The sequence below is a fragment of the Mycobacterium hubeiense genome (assembly GCF_002838065.1).
Taxonomy (GTDB): Bacteria; Actinomycetota; Actinomycetes; order Mycobacteriales; family Mycobacteriaceae; genus Mycobacterium; species Mycobacterium hubeiense.
In genome coordinates this window covers 13,849-34,504 of record NZ_PIZU01000046.1, presented here as the reverse complement: position 1 = coordinate 34,504, position 20,656 = coordinate 13,849, and the positions used below count along the sequence as shown (strand labels likewise).

Annotated in this window: 21 protein-coding genes and 1 pseudogene; 16 read left to right on the top strand and 6 right to left on the bottom strand. The window is 68.0% G+C overall.

Annotated elements, in window-relative coordinates; translation table 11 throughout:
- The 4 genes and pseudogenes from CWS39_RS30380 to CWS39_RS24425 all read right to left on the bottom strand — a co-directional run.
- Positions 1–376: pseudogene (locus CWS39_RS30380) on the bottom strand (hypothetical protein); the annotation flags it as partial.
- Positions 377–405: 29 nt separating this feature from the next.
- A complete protein-coding gene (locus tag CWS39_RS29795; RefSeq protein ID WP_431306181.1) occupies positions 406–1,296 on the bottom strand; it encodes a transposase in 891 nt (296 codons plus the stop codon).
- 188 nt (positions 1,297–1,484) lie between these two features.
- Entirely contained in the window at positions 1,485–2,192 is a 708-nt protein-coding gene (locus CWS39_RS24430; RefSeq protein ID WP_102145481.1) for a type 1 glutamine amidotransferase, read from the bottom strand.
- Complete coding sequence (locus CWS39_RS24425; protein WP_102145480.1) at positions 2,189–3,409, bottom strand: Mur ligase family protein; 1,221 nt, start codon at positions 3,407–3,409, stop codon at positions 2,189–2,191. Before CWS39_RS24425 ends, CWS39_RS24430 begins: the two co-directional genes overlap by 4 nt.
- Positions 3,410–3,483: 74 nt before the next feature.
- On the opposite strand from CWS39_RS24425, the gene CWS39_RS24420 reads away from it, so the two are divergent.
- Positions 3,484–4,473 (top strand): DEDDh family exonuclease, encoded by a 990-nt coding sequence (locus tag CWS39_RS24420; RefSeq protein ID WP_102145479.1) that lies wholly within the window; start codon positions 3,484–3,486, stop codon positions 4,471–4,473.
- 47 nt (positions 4,474–4,520) lie between these two features.
- Here the strand turns inward: CWS39_RS24420 and leuA are convergent, their stop codons facing one another.
- Positions 4,521–6,350, bottom strand: coding sequence for a 2-isopropylmalate synthase (leuA, locus tag CWS39_RS24415; protein WP_102145478.1), 1,830 nt, complete (start codon positions 6,348–6,350; stop codon positions 4,521–4,523).
- A gap of 184 nt (positions 6,351–6,534) precedes the next feature.
- Between leuA and CWS39_RS24410 the strand changes: the two genes are divergently transcribed.
- The 3 genes from CWS39_RS24410 (at position 6,535) to CWS39_RS24400 (ending at position 9,358) form a co-directional block, all read left to right on the top strand.
- On the top strand, positions 6,535–6,984 hold the full coding sequence (locus tag CWS39_RS24410; protein WP_102145477.1) for a hypothetical protein: 450 nt from the start codon (positions 6,535–6,537) through the stop codon (positions 6,982–6,984).
- 73 nt (positions 6,985–7,057) lie between these two features.
- Positions 7,058–8,323, top strand: coding sequence for an aspartate kinase (locus tag CWS39_RS24405; RefSeq protein ID WP_102145476.1), 1,266 nt, complete (start codon positions 7,058–7,060; stop codon positions 8,321–8,323).
- Positions 8,324–9,358: an aspartate-semialdehyde dehydrogenase gene (locus CWS39_RS24400; protein WP_102145475.1), complete on the top strand. Its 1,035-nt coding sequence runs from the start codon at positions 8,324–8,326 to the stop codon at positions 9,356–9,358. It abuts the gene before it with no gap.
- 4 nt (positions 9,359–9,362) lie between these two features.
- On the opposite strand, the gene CWS39_RS24395 is transcribed toward CWS39_RS24400, so the two are convergent.
- On the bottom strand, positions 9,363–10,448 hold the full coding sequence (locus CWS39_RS24395; RefSeq protein ID WP_102145474.1) for an AAA family ATPase: 1,086 nt from the start codon (positions 10,446–10,448) through the stop codon (positions 9,363–9,365).
- 116 nt (positions 10,449–10,564) lie between these two features.
- Here CWS39_RS24395 and CWS39_RS24390 point away from each other — a divergent pair, with 116 nt between their 5' ends.
- The 12 genes from CWS39_RS24390 to CWS39_RS24335 all read left to right on the top strand — a co-directional run bounded on the left by CWS39_RS24390 (position 10,565) and on the right by CWS39_RS24335 (position 20,613).
- A complete protein-coding gene (locus CWS39_RS24390) occupies positions 10,565–11,689 on the top strand; it encodes a DUF4185 domain-containing protein (protein ID WP_102145473.1) in 1,125 nt (374 codons plus the stop codon).
- Between the two features lie 70 nt (positions 11,690–11,759).
- Positions 11,760–12,116 carry a hypothetical protein gene (locus CWS39_RS24385; RefSeq protein ID WP_102145472.1) on the top strand — a complete coding sequence of 119 codons (357 nt, stop codon included), beginning with the start codon at positions 11,760–11,762 and terminating at the stop codon, positions 12,114–12,116.
- 127 nt (positions 12,117–12,243) lie between these two features.
- The gene (locus CWS39_RS24380) at positions 12,244–12,759 is read left to right on the top strand and encodes a hypothetical protein (protein WP_199178290.1); all 516 of its coding nucleotides are present in this window, start codon (positions 12,244–12,246) and stop codon (positions 12,757–12,759) included.
- A 44-nt stretch (positions 12,760–12,803) separates the two neighbouring features.
- Positions 12,804–13,232, top strand: a complete 429-nt coding sequence (locus CWS39_RS24375; protein WP_199178289.1) for an organic hydroperoxide resistance protein — start codon at positions 12,804–12,806, stop codon at positions 13,230–13,232.
- Between the two features lie 3 nt (positions 13,233–13,235).
- Positions 13,236–13,877: a sensor domain-containing protein gene (locus tag CWS39_RS24370; protein WP_102145470.1), complete on the top strand. Its 642-nt coding sequence runs from the start codon at positions 13,236–13,238 to the stop codon at positions 13,875–13,877.
- Positions 13,878–13,978: 101 nt separating this feature from the next.
- The gene (egtA, locus tag CWS39_RS24365; RefSeq protein ID WP_102145469.1) at positions 13,979–15,247 is read left to right on the top strand and encodes an ergothioneine biosynthesis glutamate--cysteine ligase EgtA; all 1,269 of its coding nucleotides are present in this window, start codon (positions 13,979–13,981) and stop codon (positions 15,245–15,247) included.
- The gene (gene egtB / locus CWS39_RS24360; protein ID WP_199178288.1) at positions 15,244–16,539 is read left to right on the top strand and encodes an ergothioneine biosynthesis protein EgtB; all 1,296 of its coding nucleotides are present in this window, start codon (positions 15,244–15,246) and stop codon (positions 16,537–16,539) included. The genes egtA and egtB overlap by 4 nt, the downstream gene beginning before the upstream one ends.
- The gene (gene egtC, locus CWS39_RS24355) at positions 16,539–17,228 is read left to right on the top strand and encodes an ergothioneine biosynthesis protein EgtC (RefSeq protein WP_102145467.1); all 690 of its coding nucleotides are present in this window, start codon (positions 16,539–16,541) and stop codon (positions 17,226–17,228) included. Before egtB ends, egtC begins: the two co-directional genes overlap by 1 nt.
- Positions 17,228–18,193, top strand: coding sequence for an L-histidine N(alpha)-methyltransferase (gene egtD / locus CWS39_RS24350; RefSeq protein ID WP_102145466.1), 966 nt, complete (start codon positions 17,228–17,230; stop codon positions 18,191–18,193). The genes egtC and egtD overlap by 1 nt, the downstream gene beginning before the upstream one ends.
- On the top strand, positions 18,190–19,314 hold the full coding sequence (gene egtE / locus CWS39_RS24345) for an ergothioneine biosynthesis PLP-dependent enzyme EgtE (RefSeq protein ID WP_102145465.1): 1,125 nt from the start codon (positions 18,190–18,192) through the stop codon (positions 19,312–19,314). Before egtD ends, egtE begins: the two co-directional genes overlap by 4 nt.
- Positions 19,315–19,343: 29 nt before the next feature.
- Positions 19,344–19,928: a GNAT family N-acetyltransferase gene (locus CWS39_RS24340; protein WP_199178287.1), complete on the top strand. Its 585-nt coding sequence runs from the start codon at positions 19,344–19,346 to the stop codon at positions 19,926–19,928.
- Positions 19,929–19,953: 25 nt separating this feature from the next.
- Positions 19,954–20,613 (top strand): MOSC domain-containing protein, encoded by a 660-nt coding sequence (locus CWS39_RS24335; protein WP_233213671.1) that lies wholly within the window; start codon positions 19,954–19,956, stop codon positions 20,611–20,613.
- Positions 20,614–20,656 lie beyond the last annotated feature (43 nt).

Here is a 20,656-nt window from a genome sequence, read left to right as displayed (position 1 = left end):
TTCCACGAAGACCGGGACAACCTCCGGTGCTGTCACAGGGATTGTTGCCCACGCTGGTGGCGATGATCAGCCCGTCGCTGCTGGTCGCGGCCTGGCAGTTGTAGCCCTGCACCCAGCCCCCGCCCCGCAGCCGCATCATCCGTGACTGCGGATCGGTGATATTGCGTTTGGGCCCACCCGCCGGCGCGGACTGCTCGACGGCGGCCTGCTCGGCAGCAGCGCGTTGGACAGCGGCCTGCTCGGCAGCAGCGCGCTCGGCGATCGCCCGGTCCAGGGCCGCCTGCTTACGTTTGACGAAAACATCGTTCTCGACCGGGCCGGGGGTATGCCCGCCCCGAAACGGCCGGGCCGCCCAGGCATCGTTGCGGGCCTGCACCCGGGCTTTCTCTTTGGCCAGACTCTCGGTCAGGACCTCGACGCGGACNGAAACGGCCGGGCCGCCCAGGCATCGTTGCGGGCCTGCACCCGGGCTTTCTCTTTGGCCAGACTCTCGGTCAGGACCTCGACGCGGACCTCGGCGGGCGGTGGGCCAGTGCGGATTCCGCGGGCGCGTCGGTCCTGATAGTCGGCCAGCACAGCCTGCCGTTTGGCCGCACGCTGGGCTTCGCGTTGGCGCCGACGCTCCGCGGCGGCCTGGCGGTCGGCGCCGCCAGCGGCGCTGGCGGCCTTGAGCTCGGCGAGCGCCTCAGCGATCCGCGCGGCGCGGGTCCGGGGATCGGCCAGCTCGGCGGGCAATTCATCACCACGACGATCCGGCCCGTACAACGCGTCCTCGGCCGCATCGGCGGCGGCGTGCTCGGCCGCGGCGGCCGCGGCGATCTCACGGGCCTTGGCCGCATCGATCGCGGCCTGATCGGCCGCCGCCTTGATCAGCCCGTCTTTGGTGCGGTTAGCCGATAGCGAGGCATCCGAGGCGATCTTGACCGAATCGATGGCCACCACCCCCAACTGGCCCATCCCCACCCGCGCACACAACGCCAGCACCTGAGCGAACAACTCCTCACAGACCTCGGCGGCCTGCGCTCGAAAACGCGCAATCGTCACATGATCGGGCCCATCACCGGCACAAATGATTCGAAACGCCACATCACGCTGACACAACCGCTCGATCACCCGCGAGGACCGCACTCCCTGCGCCCACGCCCAAATCAACACCGCCAACAACATGTCCGGGTCATAGCCGGCCCGACCCGCCCCACCGGTACGGCGCCCGGCGTGCAGCGCAGAAGTGTCCAACTCTGCGACCGCCCGGATCACCAGCCACACCGGATCCGAATCAGGCAACCAGTCGCGCATGTTCTCCGGCAACAGGAACTGCTGATCACGCTCAACAGGTCGATACCCCTTGGCCACCAACCCATCTAAACGACACCCACCACCACACCCGGTAGGACATGCCGATCAACACCAACAAAAACACTCAAATTTGAAACAGCCCGAAAACGTCTCGATAACTGCAGTCTCGCGGCGGAACCAGCGGAACTCTAGACCCGGCGCGGGGCCGCCAGCCGTTCGCGGCGTAGCAGATCGACCTCCGGCAGCTCCAGCGGCGGCAGCGGACCCACCACCTGGGACAGCAGGTAGTCGGCCAACTCCGGATTGCGGGCCAGACACGGGCCGTGCAAATAGGTGGCGATGACGCTGCCCTGCACCGCACCGTCGTACCCGTCGCCCAACCGGTTGCCCGCGCCCTTGGTGACCTTGGCCAATGGCCGGGCGGCGGAGCCCAAAACCGTTCCGCCGCGGTGGTTCTCGAACCCGGTCAGCGGTTGGGTGAGCCCGTCCAGCAGGGGAGTGGAGGCAACCTCACCGATGGTGCGCTTCGGCTGCGGCGACGTCGTCAGGTCGAGCATGCCCACCCCGTCGACCCGCTCACCCGCCGACGTCTCATACCAATGCCCCAGCACCTGGATGGCCGCGCAGATCGCCAGCACCGGCGCCCCGCGCGAGGCCGCCTGCTGCAGACCCGGATACCGGATCAGGTGCTTGGTCGCCAGCCGCTGCGCATAATCCTCCGCGCCGCCCAGCGTGTACAGATCCAGCTCCGCAGGCACCGGGTCGTTCAACGTGATCTCGACGATCTCGGCGTCGATGCCCCGCAAAAGCAACCGCTGCCGCAGCACCACCGCATTGCCGCCGTCGCCGTAGGTGCCCATCACATCGGGCAGCACCAATCCGATGCGGACTGTCATGGCAGCCGCCTGTTGAGCTGCAAGAACGCCGTGTAGTTGGCGATCACTTCGACGTGTCCCGGCGGACAGGACTCGATCGCGGCGAGGGTGTCGTGCACCAGCGTGTGCTCGACACCGGCGTAGCCCAGCCGCACCGCCAGGTCGGTGCCGCGTTCGCCTGCGGCCACCACCTGCGTGTCCTCGAAATGCTCGAATCGCACATCCCACAGCCAGGACAGGTCTTCGCCATCGGGCACCTGCCCGTTGACCGCGATCACCACCCCGGCGCCGTGCTTGTCGACCATCGACAGCGCCTCCTGCCAGCCCGCCGGATTCTTCGCCAGCAGCACCCGCGCCGTATGCGCGCCGATCCGCACCGTCCGATACCGTCCCGCGACCTCGTCCACGGAAGACACCGCCGCCACCGCAGCTTCCGGCGAAGCGCCCATCGCGACGGCCGCCGCGACGGCCTGGGTTGCATTGCCCCGATTGACGGCGCCCGGTAGCGACAGCGTCATCGGCAGCGAAAGCCCTTCAGGCCCATAGATGTTCGCGTCGTCGAACCACCATTGCGGGCTGGGCCGCTTGAATTCCGTTCCGGTGGAATACCAATCGCTGCCGTCGCGCCTGATGACCTCGCCCGAGCGCGGGCAACTCACCGAGTCGTTGGCCCAGCCGCCACCGGCGGCCACCCACACCACGTGCGGGCAGTCGTAGGCCGCCGACGTCATCAGCACGTCGTCGCAATTCGCGACCACCACCGTCGACGGATGACGCGCCAGCCCGGCGCGCAGAGTCCGCTCGATGTGGTTGATCTCGCCCACCCGGTCCAGCTGATCGCGCGAGAGGTTCAACAGCACGATCACCGACGGGTGGACGGCGTCGGCCACATGCGGCACATGCATCTCGTCGACTTCCAGCGCCGCCAGCTCAGCCTCGCGCGAGCTCGCCAACGCCGCTACCAACCCGGCGTCCATATTGGCGCCCTCGGCGTTGGTGGCCACGGCGCCCAGCGTGCCCAGCGCCGCCGCGGTCATCCTGGTGGTCGTCGACTTGCCGTTGGTGCCGGTCACGATCACCGTGCGCCGGCCTTCGCCCAGCTGACGCAGGATCGAACGGTCCAGGGTCATGGCGACGAGACCGCCGATCATCGCCCCCGCACCACGTCCGGTCACCCGCGACGCCCAGCGCGCTGCGGCGCCCGCCGCGAGCGCGGCGCGTCCTCGGGTGGTGACCATCCCCGGGATTCTAGGGGGACGACACGCTGTCGCGCCGCCCGAGGCTTGTCGGACTACCGTGCCATCCTGACCCTGTGAGCCAAAGTTGGGGCCGGCCGGCAGCCGAACCCGGCACGGGCTGGGCCGTCGTCGACGTCGAGACGACGGGCTTTCGACCTGGGCCGGCTCGCATCGTCAGCCTCGCCGCGCTGGCCGTCGGTGACGACGGCAACGTCGAGCACAGCGTCTCGACGCTGCTCGACCCCGGCGTCGATCCCGGCCCCACGCATGTGCACGGCCTGACCGCCAACATGTTGAAGGGTCAGCCGTGTTTCGCCGACGTGGTCGACGAGCTCATCGAGGTTCTCCGAGGACGTACCTTGGTCGCCCACAACGTGGGCTTCGACTACGCGTTCCTGGCGGCCGAGGCCGAACTTGTCGGGGCGGAGCTGCCCATCGACACCGTGATGTGCACCGTCGAGTTGGCCCGCCGCCTCGAGCTGGGCACCGAGAACCTGCGGCTGGAAACGCTCGCCGCGCACTGGGGCGTCACCCAGATGCGGCCTCACGACGCGCTTGACGACGCGCTCGTGCTGGCACAGATCCTCAAGCCGACGCTGGCGCGGGCGCGGGAGCGCAAGGTGTGGCTACCGGTGCGCTCGGTGGAACGGCGGTACTGGCCCAACGGGCAGGTCACGCATGACGAGCTGCGCCCGCTGAAGTTGTTGGCGTCGCGGTTGCCGTGCCCCTATCTCAATCCCGGGCGATACGTCCACGGTCGGCCGCTGGTGCAGGGCATGCGGGTCGCGCTGTCGGCAGAGGTCAACCGCACCCACGAGGAGCTCATCGAGCGCATCGTGCACGCCGGCCTGGCCTACACCGACGCCGTGGACGTCGAGACGTCGCTGGTGATCTGCAACGAGCCGAATCCCGAACACGGCAAGGGCTATCAAGCCCATGAGCTCCGCGTCCCGCTGGTCACCGATACGGAGTTCATGGCCGGCCTCGACGCCGTTGTCGGCGGCACCGGCATCGAGGAGTTTGTCGATACCGGCGTCGCCGGCGAACAGTTCGCTTTGTTCTGATTGCCGCGGTGCCCGGGCCGCCAGGCTGAACTTCGGCGGCTAGCCCGTTAACGCGCCGCGCGGTTGACGGCCGAAACGACCGCCCGCAGTGACGCGGTGGTGATCGACGTCGCGATCCCGACGCCCCAGACGGTGCGGCCGTCCACCGACGCTTCGACGTACGCCGCGGCCTGGGCCTCTTCACCGGCCGTCAGAGCATGCTCGGAGTAGTCCAGCACAGCCACGTTGATGCCGACGGTCGACAACGCGTGAACGAACGCCGCGAGCGGACCGTTGCCCGAACCGCGGATCTCGGTCTCGACGCCATCGATCTTCACGGTCGCCTCGATGGTGTCGGTGCCGCCGTCAACCTCTGAGGCGATGACGCGCTGGCGGATTCGCTCCAGTGGTCGGATCGGCGCCAGGTACTCCTCGGCGAAGACGTCCCACATCTCCTTCGAGGACACCTCGCCGCCCTCACCGTCGGTGATCTTCTGGATCGCCTGGCTGAACTCGATCTGCAGCCTCCGCGGCAGCACCAGGCCGTGGTCGGCCTTCATGATGTAGGCCACGCCGCCCTTGCCGGACTGCGAGTTCACCCGGATGACGGCCTCGTAGGTGCGGCCGACGTCCTTCGGGTCGATCGGCAGATACGGGACCTGCCACAGGATGTCGTCCACATCGGCGTCCTGTTCGTCCGCCGAGATCTTCATCGCGTCCAGGCCCTTGTTGATCGCGTCCTGGTGGCTGCCCGAGAACGCGGTGTAGACCAGATCGCCGCCGTACGGATGGCGTTCGTGCACGGGCAGCTGATTGCAGTACTCGACCGTGCGACGGATCTCGTCGATGTTGGAGAAGTCGATCTGCGGGTCCACGCCGCGGCTGAACAGGTTCAGGCCCAAGGTCACCAGGCAGACGTTGCCGGTGCGCTCGCCGTTGCCGAACAGGCAGCCCTCGATCCGGTCCGCACCGGCCTGATAGCCCAATTCCGCTGCAGCAACGGCGGTTCCACGGTCGTTGTGTGGATGCAGGCTCAGGATGATGCTGTCGCGCGGCGTCAGATGCCGGTTCGTCCACTCGATGGAGTCGGCGTAGACGTTGGGGGTGGCCATCTCCACGGTCGCGGGCAGGTTGACGATCATCGGCACATCGGGTGTGGGCTGGACGATTTCGGCGACGGCGTTGCAGACGTCGACCGCATATTCCAGTTCGGTGCCGGTGTAGGACTCCGGCGAGTACTCGAATCGCCACTTCGTGTCCGGATACTTCTTGGCCTCTTCGACGCACATCCGGGCGCCGTCGGTGGCGATCTTTTTGACCGTCTCGCGGTCGGCCTTGAAGACGACGCGGCGCTGCAGGATCGACGTCGAGTTGTAGAAGTGCACGATGGCGCGCGGCGCGCCTTCGCAGGCCTCGAACGTGCGCTCGATCAGCTCGGGCCGGCACTGCGTCAGCACCTGGATCGTGACGTCGTCGGGAATCGCGCCCTGCTCGATGATCTCGCGGACGAAGTCGAAGTCGGTCTGGCTTGCCGACGGGAAGCCGACCTCGATCTCCTTGTAGCCCATGCGCACCAGCAGGTCGAACATGCGGCGCTTGCGGGCCGGGCTCATCGGATCGATGAGGGCTTGGTTGCCGTCGCGCAGATCGACCGCACACCACATGGGTGCCTTGTCGACGACACGGTCCGGCCACGTGCGGTCAAACGGAACAGGCACTGGGCCCAATGCCGGGCTCCCGCCCGGCACCTCTTCGGCGAACGGGCGGTAGCGCGATATCGGCATCGACGAGCCGCGCTGGGTGTTCCAGGCGGGCTGCCCAGGGTTGGGCGGACCCGACGGCGTGGTGATGGTGCGTACAGACGTATAAGCGTCAACAGAAGAATGTGGGGTGTTCACGGTGGTTGCTCCGGATGATTAAGGGACTACGACCGGCGCATCGCGAACACCCGCGACGGGAAGCCGGTCTGGATCAGACCCCGTCGCGGCGTCCGAGAAGGAGCACCCGCTGCACAGCGACAACTGTAGCAAGGCCCGACATGCTGGCAAAACCCGCGGGCACGCATTCGCTAGGTTCGATGCAATGAGACTCGATCGGCGGTGGTGGTTGGCGATCGCGGTGGTGATCGCCGTCGCGATCGCGTTCGTGCTGTCGCAGACCGTGTTCAGCCGGCCATCCGAGGACTGCCGTCCCGTGCTGGATCTGCTCGAGTTCAACAAGGCGCAAAGCGGTCTAATCGCGTCGAATGACCAGGATCGCGCCGTGCCGACGGTTGCCGACGACGCCGCCTACCAGCAGTGGGCCGACGGGCTGGCCCAGCGGGCGCAGAAGGTCAGCGCACCCGACCTCGCGGCCCGGGCGATTCACCTGGCCGATCTGGCCAATCAGTTCGTCGCCAAGCTGCCCAGGCTGCGGGCGGCGTCGCAGTCACGCGCGCCGGGTGCCCCGGCGCCGCCGGTGGTCCATGAGATGTCGACGCTCAACGATCGCATCCTGCATGAGCTGGACGAGCTGTCCAAAGCGTGCGTCTAGCCGGCGGACTAAATGACGTGCGCACAACCCTTATCCTTGGTGGGATCTTCACAAGCATTCGAAAGGTTTGACGGTGGCGCTCGTCGTACAGAAATACGGCGGATCCTCGGTGGCGGACGCCGAGCGGATCCGCCGTGTGGCCGAGCGCATCGTCGAAACCAAGAAGGCCGGCAACGACGTCGTCGTCGTGGTGTCGGCGATGGGCGACACCACCGACGATCTGCTCGACCTGGCCAAGCAGGTCTGCCCGGCGCCGCCGGCGCGCGAAATGGACATGCTGCTGACCGCCGGTGAGCGGATCTCCAACGCGCTGGTCGCCATGGCCATCGACTCACTGGGCGCGCAGGCACGGTCGTTCACCGGATCGCAGGCCGGCGTGATCACCACCGCCACCCACGGCAACGCCAAGATCATCGACGTCACCCCCGGCCGGCTGCGCTCGGCGCTGGACGAGGGGCTGATCGTGCTGGTCGCCGGCTTCCAGGGCGTCAGCCAGGACAGCAAGGACGTCACCACGCTGGGCCGCGGCGGCTCGGACACCACCGCCGTCGCGCTGGCCGCCGCGTTGAACGCCGACGTGTGCGAGATCTACACCGACGTCGACGGCATCTTCACCGCCGACCCCCGCATCGTGTCCAACGCCCGGCGCCTGGACACCGTGAGCTTCGAGGAGATGCTCGAGCTGGCCGCGTGCGGGGCCAAGGTGCTGATGCTGCGCTGCGTCGAGTACGCCCGTCGGTACAACGTGCCGATTCACGTCCGGTCGTCGTACTCGGACAAGCCCGGCACGTTCGTACAAGGATCGATTGAGGACATCCCCATGGAAGATGCCATCCTGACCGGAGTCGCCCACGACCGCAGCGAGGCCAAGGTCACCGTCGTCGGCATCCCCGACGTTCCGGGCGAGGCCGCCAAGGTGTTTCGCGCGGTCGCCGACGCCGACGTGAACATCGACATGGTGTTGCAGAACATCTCCAAGGTCGAGGACGGCAAGACCGACATCACGTTCACCTGCCCGCGCGACAGCGCCCCGGCCGCGGTGGAGAAGCTGACCGCGGCCCAGGAGGACATCGGGTTCACGAAGGTGCTCTACGACGATCACATCGGCAAGCTGTCGCTGGTCGGCGCGGGTATGCGCAGCCATCCCGGTGTCACCGCGAAGTTCTGCGAGGCGCTCGCCGGGGTCGGCGTCAACATCGACCTGATCTCCACCTCGGAGATCCGAATTTCGGTGCTGATCAAGGACACTGAACTGGACAAGGCCGTCGCCGCCATCCACGAGGCGTTCGGCCTCGGCGGCGACGAGGAAGCCGTCGTCTATGCGGGGACGGGACGTTAGATGGTCGCGATCGGAGTCGTAGGCGCGACCGGTCAGGTCGGCCAGGTGATGCGAAAGCTGTTGGAGGAACGCGACTTTCCGGCCACCAGCGTGCGGTTCTTCGCGTCGGCCCGCTCGCAGGGCCGCAAGCTGCCGTGGCGCGGGCAGGAGATCGAGGTCGAGGACGCCGCGACGGCTGACCCGTCGGGCCTGGACATCGCGTTGTTCTCTGCGGGCGCTTCGATGTCGCGGGTGCAGGCGCCGCGGTTCGCCGAGGCCGGCGCCGTCGTCGTCGACAATTCGTCGGCGTGGCGCAAGGACCCCGACGTGCCGTTGGTGGTGTCGGAGGTCAACTTCGCGCGCGATGCCGGGCGACGGCCCAAAGGTATTATCGCCAACCCGAATTGCACGACGATGGCCGCGATGCCGGTGCTCAAGCCGCTGCACGACGAGGCCGGTCTGGTGCGGATGATCGCCTCGACGTACCAGGCGGTGTCGGGCAGCGGTATCGCCGGCGTGGAGGAGCTTTTCGGTCAGGCCAGCGCGGTCGTAAAGAACAGTCGCGAGCTCGTTGAGGACGGCGCCGCTGTGGAGTTTCCGGCGCCGTCCAAGTACGTGGCGCCGATCGCGTTCAATGTGGTGCCGTTGGCGGGTTCGTTGGTCGACGACGGTTCGGGGGAGACCGATGAGGACCAGAAGCTGCGCAATGAGAGCCGCAAGATCCTGGGCATTCCCGACCTGTTGGTCAGCGGCACCTGTGTGCGGGTGCCGGTCTACACCGGGCATTCGCTGTCGCTCAATGTGGAGTTCGCCCAACCGCTTTCGGTTTCGCGCGCGAAGGAGCTGCTGGCCGGGGCGCCCGGTGTGAAGCTGGTCGACGTGCCCACGCCGCTGGCCGCCGCCGGCGTCGACGAATCACTCGTCGGCCGCATCCGCCAGGATCCGGGTGTGCCCGACGGGCGGGGGCTCGCGTTGTTCGTGTCCGGCGACAACCTGCGAAAAGGGGCTGCGCTGAACACCATTCAGATCGCCGAGCTGCTGGCCGCCGAGCTGTAGCTCGCTAGACCCATTCGAGGGTCCAGTCGGTATGCGCCTCGACGAGGCCTGCTTGCTGCAATCTGATGATGCAATCATCGAAGTCGATGCTCTCGCCGCTTGTGGACCGCAGCGATGCATCCACCGCCCGATGAAGATGCCATCGGTGCACGCGGCCGTCCCGCAAGATTCGCTCGATAGCGAGGATCGCGGTCTGTTCAGCCGGCGATCGCGCTACCTTTGCGATCAGATGGTCACGTTGCTGGCGGCACGAGCAAATCGCGTCACGGAGGCCGTCGTCGAGGCCAATGCGGGGGACCGCTTCGTATGCGCGGAAGCCCATCACCTGTAGATGACGTGGCACGCCGCGCGCCACCGAAATGAACTCAGGCAGTATCGCGGAATGTGACCAGTCTTGTCCGCCCAGTGCCGCCGTACCGGTAACGACTTGAAAGGCTTCGGAATCTGTCAGTCTTTTCAGTTCGACTGCTTCGGTGAGGGCGCCGCTGCTGGTGAGTACTCCGTCCATCGCGGCCAGATACTCTTGCGTTGTTCCGCCAGACACGACGGCAAACGGTAGGTCGTCCAACGCCGCATCGTGCGCTATGTCCAGAATCGTGTCCTCGACTTCGGCGGCAGTGAGAAAGTCGGCCTCGTCGATCAGTAGGACCACCGGAGTCGCGTTGACGAGATGCTCGCGGATTGCGTCCTTGACAAGTGCGAAGGTATCGCCGCCAGCCTCGGGTGCATTGCTCTCGAATCCGAGCTCGATCGGTGTGAACGGGACCTTTCCGGACGCCTTCCAATGGGTTTGCCGGCGTGCCGCCGAGCGAAGTGGATCACGCCCTCCTCTCTCTCTGATTGCTTGGGATACTGCGTCAGCAAGCTGAGCGGTGATCGGCATGCCCGGTCGTCGTGCGAAATATGGCGCAAGCCATCCACGCGCTCGGATCAGATTCCTAAGTCGCAGCAGTACCGTCGTCTTTCCGCTGCCGCGGGTGCCGAGTAGGCGAAGCCCTTGAGTGAATTGCAGATTCGCGAGCTGACCGGTCAGCATGGCAATCCGCTCGTCCACGTCCTGACGCGGTGCATAGACCGGTGGATCGGCCACCCCATGTGGTCGACTGAAGGGGTTGGGCCGCGGCGCCTCCACGCGACAATTATCGCGCGCGCAGAGCCACGGGATGCGGTTTCCTCGCTCGATTGGCATCGCTACGCTGTGCGGCGATGGGCATACGCACTGGGATCGGAACGGCATTGCTTGTCCTGGCTGGAGTTGCCCCCGCGGTCAGCCACGCCGAACCACCGGCACCCATCCCCGAGCCGGTGTTGCCGCCACTGGCACCCGGACAAGTGATGCGCCTCGGGCCCGCCGCGGGGACCGGGACGCCCACAAGGGATTACGGCATCGGCGCTACCGACCTCTGCGAGTTCATGGAGTTCCCCAGCGGGATCCTGCAGATCTGTGGTGACAGCTTCGCGGGCCAGGGCGTCGGCTTCGGCGGGTGGTGGTCGCCGGTCGCCCTGCACGTGGAGACCGAATCCATCAACGACCCGGCCGGCGTGCGCTACGACGGCGTAATGGGCGTCGACAAGCCGCTGCTGGCCGATCAGGCCCCGGCGGGCAGGTCACAGCTGCCGAGCGGCGTGGTGCAGATCAACCGGGAAAACTACATGCTGGTCACGACCACCAAAGACCTGGCGGTGGAGTCGTCGCGGCTGGTGAAAGCCAATCCTGCGCAAGGGAATTGGCCGACGGTGCCGGGATCGGTGCGCGACGCCGACTACCAGGGCGGCCGCCAGTCGCAGATCAGCGGCTACTACGACCCGATTCCCACCGCGGAGTCGCCATCGGGGTGGGTGTACATCGTGGCCAACGACTTCGACCGCAGCAGCCCCACGATGCTGTACCGCGTTGCGCCGGAGAGCTTCACCGACCGGACCAGCTGGCAGGGCTGGTCCGCGTCGCTCGGCTGGGGGCATCCGCCGACGCCGCTGTGGCCCGACCGCACCGGCGAGATGTGCGTGCGGCAGATCGACGGCAAAACGGTGCTGTCGTACTTCAACGCGAGCACCGGCAACATGGAGGTTCGCGTGGCGAATGACCCGACGGGTCTGGGCACCGCGCCGGTGACGACGGTGGTGTTCGCGAGCGAGTGGCCCGATCCGGCCGAGCGTCTGCCACCGCCGGAGGTCAATCGGTTGGCGCAGCCGTACGGCGGTTATATCTCGCCGGGCTCCACTCTCGACGAGCTACGGGTTTTCGTCAGCCAGTGGAACACCGGCCCGCGCGGGGGCTCGCCGTACCGCGTCATCCAGTTCGCGGTGAATCCTCTGAAGCCGTGGATGTGAGGCGCCGTTCATAGCTGATTCATAGCTGGCTCATGAGAAGCACCTCACTACGGGCCGGATGATTCGATGCATGAGCGAAACACCTGATCAGCCGACCACCCCCGTCGTCACCCAGACCCCGCCTCCGGCGCCGCGCGAACGCAGCCGGCTCACGGCGGCGGCCGCCTGGGTGGGCATTGTCGCCGGGGTGGTCTTCATCGTCGCGGTCGTGTTCTTCTCGGGCTTCGTGCTGGGCGCACATTCCGGCGGCGGACCCCGCGGGCATGATCGCGGCCACGCCGTCTTCCACAAGGTCGGCCCGCCGCCGATGGGTCAGTTCGAGCGCGGACCGCATATCTTCCGCGGCCCGGACTTCGAGCGGCCAGACCGTCCGGAGCCGCCGCAGCCGCCCAACGCGCCGACGACCACGGCCCCGGCGCGGCCGTAACCGCTGCGGGACCGCCCTATCCTGGACAGGCAGCCCAACGGACGCCCCGGCCATCGTGAGGTGGCCGGGGCGCGCGATTTGCTGAACCCGTGGCGAAGCGCCGCCAATCGTGAGAGCCTCGCTACCGATGACGTGCGGTTCAGCCATCCGATGGGGCGTCGTCGCAGCGATACTGGCGGCGGTCGCCGGCTGCGGGGTGCGCGCTGAGCCCGTCGAATACGGGGCGGCGCCGGTGTTCTCGGTCGGCGACTGCGTGGAGATTCCGTCGACCACGCCCGACATGGTGCGCGCCCGCAAGGTGGCGTGCAGCGCCGACCCGAGCTACACCGTCGGCGCCATCACCGACGCCTCCGGCAACTGCCCGAGCGCCGAATACCAGCGACTGCCAACACAATTCGCCGAACCCACGACCGCCCGGCTGTGTCTGGTGCCCAACCTGGTGGCCGACCATTGCTACGAGCTCGACATGCCGATCGGCATCGTCGAACTGGCGGACTGCGCCGACCGCGGTCGCGGCGTGCTGGTCCAGGTGACACAGCGGCTCGACGTCCGCGACCAGTCCGCCTGCCCCACGCAGACAGGCCATTTCGCGTGGCCGTACCCGTCGCCGGCCAGGACGTATTGCACTCGCACGGTCTACTGACAAGGCCCCTTCCGCTCGCCGCCACAGCTGGCATGATCGAGCCCATGAGCATCGAAGTCGTTTACACCGCAGAATCCACGGCAACGGGCGGCGGCCGCGACGGCCATGTGAAGTCCTCCGACGGCAAGATCGACCTCGACACCCGACCGCCGAAGGAAGCCGGTGGCAGCGGCGAGGGCGTGAACCCGGAGCTGCTGTTCTCGGCGGGTTACGCCGCCTGCTTTCTCGGCGCGCTGCGCCTGGTGGCCCGCAACAACGACGTCAAGCTCGACGACGCCAGCGGCGTCACCGCGAAGATCGGGTTCGGCAAGGACTCCGAGGGCGGCTTCGGTCTGACTGCGCATCTGATCGGCTACCTGCCGGGGCTGCAGCAGAGCGTCGCCGACGACCTCATGAACAAGGCGCATCAGGTGTGCCCGTACTCGAAGGCCACCCGCGGCAACATTGACGTCGAGCTTTCCGCGAAGGTGTAGCCGATGCGGATCACTGCCGCAGTGGGTCTGGTTCTGGCCGTTGGTCTTGCGCTTGCGCCGTCCGCCGATGCCCGCCCGTCCGATCCCGGCGTGGTGAACTACGCCGTGATGGGCAAGGGGTCGGTCGGCAATATCGTCGGCGCGCCAATGAGATTCGAGTGGATGTTCACCGACCCGTTCCAGTCGTACTACGTCGACAACCCGGCCTGTAACAACTGGGCCGACATCGGGCTGCCCGAGGTATACAACGATCCGGACCTGGCGTCGTTCAACGGCGCGGTGACGCAGGTGTCGCCGACGGACCAGTCCCACTTCGTCAAGCAGGCCGTCGGGGTGTTCGCCACGGTGGAGGCCGCTGACCGGGCGTTCCATCGGGTGGTCGACCGGACCGCCGGCTGCAACGGCCAGACCACCGCGATGCATCTGGACAATTTCACCACTCAGGTGTGGACGTTCACCGGCGGACCGGCCTCGGCGACCGACGCCGACTGGGTCAAGCAGGAAGCCGGCACCGACCGGCGCTGCTTCAACACCACACGCAAGCGGGAGAACGTTTTGCTGCAAGCAAAAGTGTGCCAATCCGGCAATGCCGGCCCCGCGGTAAACGTGCTGGCCGGCGCGATGCAGAACACGCTCGGGCAATAGCGGCGGCCGACGCGTCGCGGGAAAATCACGCGACTTTGTCGGTGCCCTCTGGAAGATGGACTGAAGGCGGCGTTCGTTCCGACCCGGAAGGGGACGGCTTTATGGCCTTCACCATCACGTCCGAGGTGGGTGTCGCGCAGGCCGAGCTGCCCAGTGCCCACAGCGCGGCTGTGCATATCGGCGGTGGTTGTCTGGCCGACGGGCCGGTCGGCCAGGTCGGGCTCGAGATCGAGGCGCACTGCTATGACCCGGCCGATCCGTGGCGCCGGCCCGGCTGGGACGAGCTCACCGACATTATCGCGGGCGTACCGGCGCTGCCCGGCGGCAGCAACGTCACCGTCGAACCCGGCGGCGCGGTGGAACTGTCGGGCCCGCCGCTGTCCGGTCCGGTGGCCGCGATCAACGCGATGACCGCCGACCGTGCTGTGCTTCGCACCGCCTTCGCCCAGGCCGGCCTCGGTTTGGCGCTGCTCGGCGTCGACCCGCTGCGCCCGGCCCGCCGGGTCAACCCGGGACCGCGCTACCGGGCGATGGAACAGTTCTTCGCGGCCAGCGGCACCGCCGCCGCCGGCGCGGCGATGATGACGTCGACGGCGTCGGTGCAGGTCAACCTCGACGCCGGGCCACGCGACGGGTGGGCCGACCGGGTCCGGCTGGCGCATGCGCTGGGCCCGACGATGATCGCGATCGCGGCCAATTCACCACTACTCGGCGGTGAATTCACCGGCTGGCGCAGCACCCGCCAGCGGGTGTGGGGCCAATTGGACTCGGCACGTTGCGGCCCGGTCCTCGGCGCCAGCGGCGACGACCCGGCCAGCGACTGGGCGCGATATGCGCTGCGGGCGCCGGTGATGCTGGTCAACGGGGCCGAAACCGTGCCGGTCACCGACTGGGTGCCGTTCGCCGACTGGGCCGACGGACGTGTCCTGCTGGGCGGGCGCCGACCGACCCAGGCCGATCTGGACTACCACCTCACCACGCTGTTCCCGCCGGTGCGGCCACGCCGCTGGCTGGAGATCCGCTATCTCGACAGCGTCCCGGAATATGTGTGGCCTGCCGTGGTTTTCACCCTCGTGACCCTTCTCGACGATCCGGCGGCCGCCGACATCGCCGCGGGAGCCACCGAACCGGTCGCGACGGCCTGGGATGCCGCCGCCCGCGCCGGCCTGGCCGATCGTCGCCTGTACGCGGCCGCCAACCGCTGTGTGCAGGCCGCCGCCGAGCGGGCACCGCAGGAGCTTCGCGAGCCAATGCAGCAACTGATGCGGAGCGTCGCCGAAGGTCGATGTCCCGCAGACGATTTCGCCGACCGCGCGGTGACCTACGGGATAGCACCGGCGGTGGCTCAGCTGGCGCGGGGGGAGCTGTGAGTACCCGCGAGGAGTTGGCCCAGGGCCTGACCCGGGCGCGGGAACGCACACTTCAACTGGTCGACTTCGACGACACCGAACTGCGCCGCCAGTACGACCCGCTGATGAGCCCGCTGGTGTGGGACCTCGCCCATATCGGTCAGCAGGAAGAGCTGTGGTTGCTCCGCGACGGCAACCCCGATCGCCCCGGCATGCTGGCACCGGAGGTCGACCGCCTCTACGACGCCTTTGTCCACTCCCGCGCCAGTCGCGTCGAGCTGCCGCTGCTGCCACCCGCCGACGCGCGCAGCTACTGCGCCACCATCCGGGACAAGGCGCTGGACCGGCTCGACTCGATCTCCGACGAACCCGACGCGACGTTCCCGTTCGGGCTGGTGATCAGCCACGAGAACCAGCACGACGAGACCATGCTGCAGGCGCTGAACCTGCGATCCGGCCCGCCGCTGCTGGACCGCGGGACGGCGCTGCCCGCCGGCCGCGCCGGGGTGGCCGGTACGTCGGTGCTGGTGCCTTGCGGACCGTTCGTGCTCGGGGTCGACGCGGTCAGCGAGCCGCACTCGCTGGACAACGAGCGTCCCGCGCACGTCGTCGACGTTGCGGATTTCCGGATCGGCCGGGTGCCGGTCACCAACGCCGAATGGCGGCAGTTCATCGACGACGGCGGCTATAACCAGCCGCAGTGGTGGTCCGAGCGCGGCTGGGCCCATCGCCAACAGGCCGGCCTGGTCGCGCCGCAGTTCTGGAATCCCGACGGGCAGACCCGCACCCGGTTCGGCCACATCGAGGACATTCCCGCCGACGAACCGGTGCAGCACGTCACGTATTTCGAAGCCGAGGCGTACGCGGCGTGGGCGGGCGCGCGGCTGCCCACCGAGATCGAATGGGAGAAAGCCTGCGCCTGGGATCCCACTGCCGGCACGCGTCGCCGATTCCCTTGGGGTACATCGGAACCCACCGCCGCGCTGGCCAACCTCGGCGGCGATGCGCGCCGACCGGCGCCAGTCGGCGCGTACCCGGCGGGGGCGTCGGCATACGGGGCCGAGCAGATGCTGGGTGATGTGTGGGAGTGGACGACGTCGCCGCTGCGCCCGTGGCCCGGTTTCACCCCGATGATCTACGAGCGCTACTCACAGCCTTTCTTCGAAGGCAATGGGGCTGGGGATTACAAGGTGCTGCGCGGCGGGTCGTGGGCGGTCAGCGCCGACATCCTGCGGCCCAGCTTCCGCAACTGGGACCACCCGATCCGGCGGCAGATCTTCTCCGGGGTGCGGCTGGCATGGGATGTCAACTGATGTGCCGTCATCTGGGCTGGCTCGGGGAACCGGTTCCGGTGTCGTCGCTGGTTTTGGATCCGCCGTCGGGGCTGCTGGTGCAGTCTTATGCGCCGCGGCGGCAGAAGCACGGCTTGATGAACGCAGATGGTTGGGGCGTCGGCTTTTTCGATAACGGTGTCGCGCGGCGGTGGCGCAGTGCCGCGCCGCTGTGGGGTGATACGTCGTTCGCGTCGGTGGCGCCCGCGCTGCGCAGCGGCTGCATCGTCGCCGCGGTGCGATCGGCCACCATCGGCATGCCGATCGAGCCGTCGGCATCGGCGCCGTTCACCGACGGCCGCTGGCTGCTGTCGCACAACGGGCTGGTGGACCGCTCCGTGCTGCCGCTATCGGGGCGGGCCGAATCCACCGTCGACAGCGCGCTGCTGGCGGCGCTGATCTTCGACCGCGGCCTCGACGCACTCGCAGACACCACCGCCGAGGTGGCTGCCGCCGATCCCAATGCACGGCTGAACATCTTGGCCGGCAACGGATCTCAATTGCTGGCCACCACATGGGGCGACACGCTTTCGGTGCTGCGCCGCGACGACGGGGTGGTGCTGGCCAGCGAACCCTACGACGACGACTCCGCGTGGCAGGAGGTTCCCGACCGCCATCTCGTCGAGGTCGACGGCTCCCGCGTCACGCTGACCGCTTTGAAAGGAACGTGATGAGCTTCGCGCTGTCCAACTACCTGGCCGCCGATTCCGCGGCCCGCGCGCTGCGGCGTGACGTGCTGGAGGGTTTGACTTCGACGCCGAAGTCGTTGCCGCCCAAGTGGTTCTACGACGCGACCGGCAGCGACCTGTTCGACCAGATCACCCGGTTGCCCGAGTACTACCCGACCCGCGCGGAAGCGCAGATCCTGCGCGCACGCGCGGCTGACATCGCCGCCGCGGCGGGTGCCGACACCCTGGTCGAACTCGGCAGCGGCACGTCGGAGAAGACGCGGTTACTGCTGGATGCGCTGCGCGACAGCGGATCCCTGCAGCGGTTCGTCCCGTTCGACGTCGACGCCGGGGTCCTGCAGGCGGCCGGCTCCGCCATCCAAGCCGAGTATCCCGGCATCGAAATCGAGGCGGTGTGCGGTGATTTCGAGGAACACCTGGGCAAGATCCCCCGGGTCGGACGTCGGCTGGTGGTGTTCCTCGGCTCGACGATCGGCAATCTCACGCCGGGGCCGCGCGCCGAGTTTCTCGCCGCGCTGTCCGACACGTTGCAGCCGGGGGACTGCCTGCTATTGGGCACCGATCTGGTGAAAGACGCCGACCGGTTGGTGCGCGCCTACGATGACGCCGCCGGGGTGACTGCGCAGTTCAACCGCAACGTGTTGGCGGTGGTCAACCGCGAACTCGACGCCGACTTCGACCTCGAGCAGTTTGCGCACGTGGCCCGCTGGAACATCGAGGACGAGCGCATCGAGATGTGGCTCCGCGCCGAGACCCCGCACCAGGTGGAGGTGGGTGCGCTGGATCTGACCGTTGACTTCGCGGGCGGCGAGGAGATGTTGACGGAGGTGTCCTGCAAGTTCCGGCCCGACGGGGTGGCCACCGAATTGGCCTCCGCGGGAATGCAATTGACCCACTGGTGGACCGACGAGGCCGGCGACTTCGGGCTGTCGCTGTCGGTCAAGTGAACCTCCCTGAGCGGTGGCGCGCCGCCCGGCCGAAGGTCGCGGGCCTGCACCTGGACAGCGGTGCGTGCTCACGGCAGTCATTCGCGGTGATCGACAGCGCCGCGCAGCACGCCCGACATGAGGCCGAAGTCGGCGGCTACGTGGCGGCGGAGGCCGCGGCTCCGGTGCTCGACGCGGGACGGGCCGCGGTCGCTGCGCTGACCGGCATCGACGCGTCGCACGTCGTCTTCACCACCGGGTCCAACCACGCTCTCGATCTGCTGCTGAGCGGCTGGCCCGGTGAACGCACCGTGGCATGTCTGCCCGGCGAGTACGGGCCGAACCTGGCCATCATGGCCGCAAACGGTTTTCGCGTTCGGGCGCTGCCGGTCGACGGGCTGGGGCGGCTGCTTGTTGACGATGCAGCGGCGATGCTGTCCGCCGATCCGCCTGCGTTGGCGCACCTCACCTCGTTGGCCAGCCACCGTGGCGTCGTCCAACCCTTGGCGGCGCTCGCCGAAACGTGCCGCGCTCTCGGAATTCCGTTGGCGGTCGACGCCGCCCAGGCGTTGGGCCACATGGACTGCGCGGTCGGCGCCGACGCGGTGTACTCATCGTCGCGCAAGTGGATGGCCGGTCCAAGGGGCGTCGGCGTGCTGGCGGTGCGGCCCGCGCTGGCCGAGCGCCTGCGACCGCGGGTGCCGCCGCCCGAATGGAACCTGCCGCTCACGGTGATCGAACGGCTGCAGCACGGTGAAGCTAATGTGGCTGCGCGGGTGGGCTTTTCGGTGGCGATCGGTGAACACTTGGCGGCCGGGCCGGAGCAGGTGCGGGCGCGGCTCGCCGAAGTGGGCCGGATGACGCGGGAGGTGCTGGCCGACGTGGCCGGCTGGCGCGTCGTCGAACCGCTCGAGGAACCGTCGGCCATCACCACGCTGGAGCCCGTCGACGGTGCCGACCCGAACGCCATCCGGTCTTGGCTGATCGCCGAGCAGGGGATCGTCACCACCTATGCGGAGGTGCAGCGGGCGCCTTTCGAGATGACGGCGCCGGTGTTGCGGGTCTCGCCGCATGTCGACATCACCGCTGACGAGCTGCAGCGGTTCGCCGAAGCGCTTACGGCCGCGTCAAGCCAAGCGTGATCCGGCATTAGGGACGTATCGTTATTCAGGTGACCTCTCAGGGACTCGACGTCACGTCCACCACCGATGAAGACCGTGCGATCGCCACACTGACCATCGCTTTCAGCAGCGATCCTGTCGCCCGCTGGTTCCTGCGTGATGCCGCTCGCTATCTGACGTACTGGCCCAGGACGGTAAAAGCGTTGGGCGGGAACGCGTTTGACGTAGGGACCGCCGACTCGATCAGCGACTGCGCGGCCGTCGCCCTGTGGGTGCCACCGGACGGCGCAGCGGACTTCGAAGCAGTGGAGGCCATCGCGGTCGAAGCCATCCCCGAATCCGATCAGGAAGAGGTGTTCGGCTTCATGGAGCAGATGGACCGCTACCACCCCACCGAACGCCACTGGTATCTCCCCGTGATCGGCGTCGACACGACCAAACAGGGCGGCGGGCTCGGCTCGGCGTTGCTGCGCCACGCGACCGCCCGCTGCGACCGCGACGGCCTGCCCGCCTATCTGGAAGCGACGAGTCCCCGCAACAGACGGCTCTACGCCGCCCACGGGTTCGAGGAGCAGGGCGTCATCCAGGTCGGCAGTTCACCGCCCATGTGGCCGATGCTGCGCAAGCCGCGCTAGCCTGCAGCCCGGTTACCCTGAGCCGGTGGCGAAAGTGTTGTCGGTCAACCTGGCGCGGGTCCGCGCGAATCCTGACGCCCCGTCGCGGCCGACGGGCATCGACAAGGTGGCGGCGCATGAGCCCGTCATGGTGCGGGCACCCGGGCCGCGGCGCGGTGGCCTCGGCAGCGGGCTCGTCGGCGACACCATCGGCAACCCCAAACACCACGGCGGTGACGATCAGGCCGTCTACGTGTATGCGCGGGAAGACCTCGACGGCTGGGAATCGCACCTCGACCGCACACTCACCAACGGCATGTTCGGCGAAAACCTCACCACGACGGGCGTGGATGTGACCCACGCGCGCATCGGTGAACGCTGGCGGATCGGAGCCGACGGGCTGGTGCTCGAAGTGTCCGCGCCGCGCACGCCATGCCGGACCTTCTCGGCGTTCCTGCAGCTGGACGGCTGGATGAAAACCTTCACCAAGGCCGCGAAACCCGGTGCCTACCTTCGGGTTATCTCACCGGGCACGGTGCGCGCCGGCGATGACATCCATGTCGAGCACCGGCCCGACCACGACGTGACGATCGGCCTGGTGTTCCGCGCGCGGATGTCCGAGCCGGAATTGCTTCCGCAGGTGTTGGCGGCCGACGCGCTCGCCGAGGAGGTCAAGGAGCATGCGCGCCGTCGGCTCGACGGCTAGGCGCGCGAAACTGCAGTTATCGAGGCCCCTACTCGCAAAACCT